Source organism: Aeromonas sp. HMWF017 (assembly GCF_003061465.1).
In the GTDB taxonomy this organism is placed as follows: Bacteria; Pseudomonadota; Gammaproteobacteria; order Enterobacterales; family Aeromonadaceae; genus Aeromonas; species Aeromonas veronii.
On the sequence record NZ_QAJD01000101.1, the window covers coordinates 16,626 to 22,694 of the forward strand.

The following is a 6,069-nucleotide window of genomic DNA, read 5'->3' on the forward strand; positions in this document are numbered from 1 at the left end:
CCAGCTTCAACTGGCCCATCCCGCGTTGGGGGGAGGATGGGGTCAGCCGCCAGCTGATGCGCCACTTTGCTCCTGTGGATCAGCCGCTCGGGCTGCACTGGTTTCACTTCGGTCACCCCTTGCTGCCACCGGTGATCGACCCCATTGCCACCGCACCGGATAACGGCGAGATCCTGGTCTATCTGCCGTTCGAGCAGACCGAGGCGATCGCCGCCCTGTTGTCGCGCTTTGGTCAGCAACGCTTCGTCTGCTTTCACCCCGCCATTCGCACCCCCAGCCAATGGCGCAACCTGCGCTTCGAACCACCATCGCGGCACGGGTTTATCGCCGTGTTGGCCGGTTGTCGCGGCGTCATCTCCAACGCGGGTTTCGAGCTGGCTTCCGAGGCGCTCACCCTCGGCAAGAAGCTGCTGGTCAAGCCCCTCGGCGGCCAGTTCGAACAGCTGACCAATGGCAAGACTCTGGAGATGATGGGGCTGGCGACCCTGATGGATGTGCTCGACGCCAATCTGGTGCGTACCTGGCTCGACAGCGCCTCGCCGGGGGCGGTTTGCTACCCCGATGTAGCGGGGGAGCTGGCCCGCTGGCTGGCGGCGGGAGCCGACGAGAGCGTAGCCTCTCTGTCACGGCGGCTCTGGGCGCGCACCCTGTTTCCGGAGGAGGTGAGTGATCGCCTGAGCGAGCTGGATGGGGGCGACTGTTTATCCAGTTGCTGGTTATCGCAAGTGAGCGTTGTTGACTAGACTGAAAGGCGATCCCACCAAGGAGAGGATGGAGTAAATGCGCTTTACCAATGAAAACGGCGAAGTCATGAACCTGGCTGACAATCTCACCCTGCACGAGTTGCTCGATATGGGTGTCAGCATCTCGGTCAGTGAAGAGACCGATCCGGATCAGCAGATCTGGCTGGCGGAGCCGGATCAGGACAACTGAGTCATCATTCGGCATCAAGCCCACCGCTGAGCGGTGGGCTTTTTTGTGGCTGTTTTTCCCCTCAGCGGAATGATCCGCTGGCCATTCCCCGACTTCCTTCCCTTTTGTCTCATGGTCGCTGCGGCAAGTCATTGAATGTTAATAGCCGGTTGAAATGTATGACTGTTCTGGTCAGATAAAGCCGTGGACAAGCGTTATGAAGCGGGTTAAGTTGGTTTTTCACCCTATTTTCGGGTGAATGACGGAAAAATCCTTTTTTTCTACTGTCGACGGGGCTGAATTGGGCCGATCTGCATTCAGATAACAACAAGAAACGGATCGGGCCGTGCCGGGAAGCACGGCATCGTCGGCGGGATTCGCTAAACGGAGCAAAGCCTGGAGGGCTTTATCATGGAGATGTTATCAGGCGCCCAGATGGTGGTTAGAGCGCTGGAAGATCAGGGAGTTGAGCACGTCTTCGGCTACCCTGGTGGCTCAGTGCTCGACATCTATGACGCTCTCTTCGAAAACGGCAAGATGGAGCATGTCTTGGTGCGGCACGAGCAAGCCGCGGTTCACATGGCTGACGGTTACGCCCGTTCCACCGGCAAGGTGGGGACTGTGCTGGTAACGTCAGGCCCGGGAGCGACCAACTGCATTACCGGTATTGCCACCGCCTATATGGATTCCATTCCGCTGGTGATCCTCTCCGGCCAGGTGCCGACCAGCATGATCGGTGAGGATGCGTTCCAGGAGACCGACATGATCGGTATCTCCCGCCCGGTGGTGAAGCACAGCTTCCTGTGCAAGAAGGCGAGCGATATTCCCGAGGCCATCAAGAAGGCCTACTACATTGCCGCCAGCGGCCGCCCGGGGCCGGTGGTGGTGGATCTGCCCAAAGATGTGCAGAACCCGAAAGAAAAGTTCCCCTACCAGTATCCCGAGACGGTCTCCCTGCGCTCCTACAACCCGACCAAGTCTGGCCATAAAGGGCAGATCAAGCGGGCAGCCAAGCTGCTGGTAGAAGCCCAGCGCCCGGTGATGTACGTGGGCGGCGGCGCTATCAATGCCAACGCGGATCATCTGGTGACCAAGCTGGCGGAGCTGCTGAACTTGCCGGTGACCACCACCCTGATGGGGCTGGGGGCTTTCTCCGGCGTCCATCCGCAATTTATCGGCATGCTGGGGATGCACGGCACCTTCGAAGCCAACAAAACCATGCACAACGCGGATCTCATCTTCGCCGTGGGAGCCCGCTTCGATGACCGCGTCACCAACAACGTGGCCAAGTTCTGCCCCAATGCGACCGTGGTTCATATCGATATCGACCCCACCTCTATCTCCAAAACGGTGCAGGCCCATGTGCCCATCGTCGGCTCGGTGGAAACCGTGTTGGAGCAGATGCTGGAAGTGATCCGCGAGTGTGGCTTCGATAACGACAAGGAGGCGCTGGCGGACTGGTGGAGCCAGATCAACCAGTGGCGCTCCCGTCACTGTCTGGCCTACGAAAAGTCGGCTACCCAGATCAAGCCGCAACAGGTTATCGAGACCCTTTACAAAGTGACTCAGGGTCAGGCGTTCGTCGCCTCCGACGTGGGCCAGCACCAGATGTTTGCTGCCCTCTACTACCCGTTTGCCAAACCGCGCCAGTGGATCAACTCAGGGGGCCTCGGCACCATGGGCTTCGGTATTCCGGCCGCCATGGGGGCCCAGTTTGCCAACCCTGATGCGGTGGTCTGCTGCGTCACCGGTGATGGCTCGGTGCAGATGAACATTCAGGAGCTCTCCACCTGCATGCAGTACGGAGTGCCCATCAAGATCATCTCCATCAACAACCGTGCGCTGGGCATGGTCAAGCAGTGGCAGAAGATGTTCTACGGCGGTCGTCACAGCCACTCTTACATGGAGTCCCTGCCGGACTTCGTCAAGCTGGCGGAAGCCTATGGCCATGTCGGCATCGCGGTGAGTGATCCGGCCGAGCTGGAGAGCGCCATGGAGAAGGCCTTCGCCATGAAGGATCGGCTGGTGTTCATGGATATCTCGGTCGACCCGGATGAGCACGTCTATCCGATGCAGATCAAGTTTGGCGCCATGGATGAGATGTGGCTGAGCAAGACGGAGAGAACCTGATGAGACATATAATTTCCGTTCTGCTGGAGAACGAATCCGGCGCCCTGAGCCGCGTGGTGGGTCTCTTCTCCCAGCGTGGCTACAACATCGAGACCCTGACGGTGGCGCCGACCGAGGATCCCACCCTGTCGCGCATGACTATCGTCACCATGGGTGACGAGCGGGTGCTGGAGCAGATCCAGAAGCAGCTGCACAAGCTGGTGGATGTGCTTAAGGTGTGCGACTTGAGCGAAGGGGAGCATATCGAGCGGGAGATCGCGCTGGTCAAGGCGCGTGCCGCCGGTGGGGCTCGTGACGAGCTGAAACGGCTGGCGGATATCTTCCGTGGCCAGATCGTCGACGTCACCCCCGAGCAGTACACGGTGCAGCTGGTGGGCACCAGCGAGAAGCTGGATGCTTTCATCAAGACAGCAGCCCAGACCAACGAGATCATCGAAGTGGTGCGCTCCGGCGTCTGCGGCATTTCGCGGGCGGACAAGGCGCTGCGGCCCTGATGGCTGGCGGGACAGCTGATGACACGTCAGCTGCCGCAGAGTGAAAGAAAAGAGGGCTCTGCGGAGCCCTTTTTGTTTGGTTTTTCTTTACGAGGGGAGGGGGGATGTTCGGTATTCATGATCTTGCACTGTTTATGGTCTCGGGGTTGCTGCTCAATATCATGCCGGGACCCGACTCCCTGCTGGTCATGTTGCGCAGTGGCTCGCAAGGGTGGCGTGCCGGTTCGGTCGCGACGTTGGGTATTGGCACCGGTGTCATGGTGCATGTGCTGGCGGCGGCGCTGGGTCTGTCGGCCCTGCTCAGCGCCTCGGCCGAGTTGTTTGCCCTTATCAAGCTGGCTGGCGCCATCTACCTCATCTATCTGGGGTTCTCCTTGCTGCGCCAGCAAGCAACGGGTGCAATGGAGAGAGGGGCCACCCTGCCTGCACTCTCCTATGGCCAGATTTACCGGCAGGGAGTGCTGACCAATGTGCTCAACCCCAAGGTGGCGCTCTTTTTTCTCGCCTTCGTGCCCCAGTTCATCGCACCGGATGCCCCCGACAAGGCGCTAGCCTTTATTCTGCTCGGCTGCATCTTCAATCTGGGCGGTATCATCTGGTGTCACCTGCTGGTCTTTACCACCGTCTATGCCAGCCACAAGGTACGGTTGTCACAGCGTCTCGGTCGCTGGCTCAACCGAGGCATCGGCACCCTGTTTGTCGGGCTCGGGATCAAGCTGGCTTTTTCAAGCCGCTAACTGGCGGCCAGGAGATGTTCAAGAAGGGATCTGACGCACAGGGTCGAGCCGAGAACATGGCCCCAAACAGGTTGCTGTGGCAAGATAAGCCACTGTTTTATCTCGATCTGGTTGCCTGATGAAAGAAACCCTGCCCAGTGGCAGCCAAACCACGCTGCGTAACCGAGTTGGCTGGGCCAGGGCCTATCTGCTCAAATTCGGACTAATCGAGCAACCAAAGCGGGAATGTAGTGGTCAACTAAATCCGGACTGACTATGAAGTGCGCCAATGTTGCTCGTCATCATCAATAAGCTCCGAAATGGAGATTTGGATGCTTGTCGATTCCTTCTTGTTTGTCGATGATGTGCCTTTTGGGCTTTCCAAGACAGGAAACAATAATAAATACAGAAGGTAAGTGGCTATGAAATGGATAGTGCTTGTCGGGTTGCTTGGTGCCGCACCGGCTTATAGCAGTCAACAGCTATACAAGGCGCTGTGGCTTGATAACAAGGGCAAGCATGAGGTTATTCTGTCGGTAGATGAGATCCCGGCAACGGAGGAAGATAGTCGCTCTCTGGCTATTACCGGATTGGGCACCCTGAATGGTGAGCAGGAATGGGTCCTGTATGACAGCGTTACCAACTGCAACCTCGATATGTTCATCAATATCAACCCCGCCGGATTTGAGGTCGTCGAGCTCATCGGCAAGGGGGATTATTATTTGCTGCTCTCTTATTCAATGGCCTGTCGCGGTGGGCTCGATCCCGGTGATGTGAAATATTTTGCTTACAGAAATGGCAAAAAGTTTGCCTTGCGTGGTGTTGAACATTTTGTCGCTGATGGCAAACCCCTCTACCCGGAGGAAAAAGCAACGCCAGTTGCAGGGGCGCATCTTAAAAATCATCCCCAGCTCTATCGTTACATGATGAAAAAATGGCCTGATATCGCCACCGTGATGATTGATTGACGATGAACGTGACGCACTAGGGTCATTGGCTTTTTGCCTTGCTGGAGTGATCCGCCGTGTCGTGACAATGCAACAAAAGGGGCTTGCAACTGCAGGCCCCTTTTCGTTGGTTGTTACATCCGCGCTGAGGTGTTTGCCGTGGGCATCTAGCGTGCCGGTTTCAGCATGCGACTGCGCAGCAGCAGGGGCAGTTGGTAGAGCACCAGGGCGCCGAGCACCAGTCCGGCTCCAGCCAGTTTGGCACCACCGAGCGGTTCGCTATAGAAGAGGGTGCTCAGGATCAGGGTCCAGACCGGTTCCAGCAGCATCATCAGGGCGGCGTGGGCGGTGGTCATCTTGCTCAACGCATGAGTGAGCAGCCAGTAGCGCAGGGTGGTGGCGATCAAGACGCTCGCCGCAAACCAGCCCCAGATGCCGTGGCTGACACCGGCCTCGGGCCACTGCTCGGTCAGCAGGGAGAGCAGGGTGCCGAGCAGGCCGGTCATCGCCAGCTGGATGCAGGTGAGCCAGGTGGGAGCAATGGATTGGGCGAAGTGGCGATGGACGGCCAGCTGGATGCCGAGAGTGGTGGCTGCCGCCAGAAACCAGAACAGCGAAAGCGACACGCCCCAGTGGGTGCTGCTGGAGAGCAGCAACAGACCCGCGATGGCGATGGGCAGGGTGAGCCAGTAGTGGCGGCCGGGTTTGGCCCGAAAGGCGGCCCATGCGGCCAGTGGGGCCATCAGGGTGGCGACGCTCATGATAAAGGCGCCGCTGCCGAGCGCATCGCTCTGGCTGATAGCGGTGACCCACAGTAGCAGGCTGGCGCCGAGCAGGGTGCCACAACCGGCGGCGCGTACCATCTGGGGT

At 58.7% G+C, this 6,069-nt stretch carries 8 protein-coding genes; 7 read left to right on the top strand and 1 reads right to left on the bottom strand.

Features of this window, described 5'->3' with window-relative positions:
- The 7 genes from DBR30_RS09870 to DBR30_RS09900 form a co-directional block, all read left to right on the top strand.
- Positions 1 to 743 (top strand): glycosyltransferase family protein (locus tag DBR30_RS09870; protein WP_258224377.1); only part of this gene is annotated, 743 nt, incomplete at its 5' end.
- A gap of 37 nt (positions 744 to 780) precedes the next feature.
- Positions 781 to 933 (top strand): hypothetical protein, encoded by a 153-nt coding sequence (locus DBR30_RS09875; RefSeq protein WP_005341188.1) that lies wholly within the window; start codon positions 781 to 783, stop codon positions 931 to 933.
- A 390-nt stretch (positions 934 to 1,323) separates the two neighbouring features.
- Entirely contained in the window at positions 1,324 to 3,042 is a 1,719-nt protein-coding gene (locus DBR30_RS09880; protein WP_005339146.1) for an acetolactate synthase 3 large subunit, read from the top strand.
- The gene (ilvN, locus tag DBR30_RS09885) at positions 3,042 to 3,536 is read left to right on the top strand and encodes an acetolactate synthase small subunit (protein WP_005311605.1); all 495 of its coding nucleotides are present in this window, start codon (positions 3,042 to 3,044) and stop codon (positions 3,534 to 3,536) included. Before DBR30_RS09880 ends, ilvN begins: the two co-directional genes overlap by 1 nt.
- 104 nt (positions 3,537 to 3,640) lie before the next feature.
- Positions 3,641 to 4,273 (top strand): LysE family translocator, encoded by a 633-nt coding sequence (locus tag DBR30_RS09890; protein ID WP_108540915.1) that lies wholly within the window; start codon positions 3,641 to 3,643, stop codon positions 4,271 to 4,273.
- 118 nt (positions 4,274 to 4,391) lie between these two features.
- Positions 4,392 to 4,526 carry a winged helix-turn-helix domain-containing protein gene (locus DBR30_RS09895; RefSeq protein ID WP_080660227.1) on the top strand — a complete coding sequence of 45 codons (135 nt, stop codon included), beginning with the start codon at positions 4,392 to 4,394 and terminating at the stop codon, positions 4,524 to 4,526.
- A gap of 148 nt (positions 4,527 to 4,674) precedes the next feature.
- Complete coding sequence (locus DBR30_RS09900; RefSeq protein ID WP_108540916.1) at positions 4,675 to 5,220, top strand: M949_RS01915 family surface polysaccharide biosynthesis protein; 546 nt, start codon at positions 4,675 to 4,677, stop codon at positions 5,218 to 5,220.
- Positions 5,221 to 5,366: 146 nt separating this feature from the next.
- Here DBR30_RS09900 and DBR30_RS09905 read toward each other — a convergent pair.
- Positions 5,367 to 6,069 (bottom strand): DMT family transporter (locus DBR30_RS09905; protein WP_108588324.1); only part of this gene is annotated, 703 nt, incomplete at its 5' end.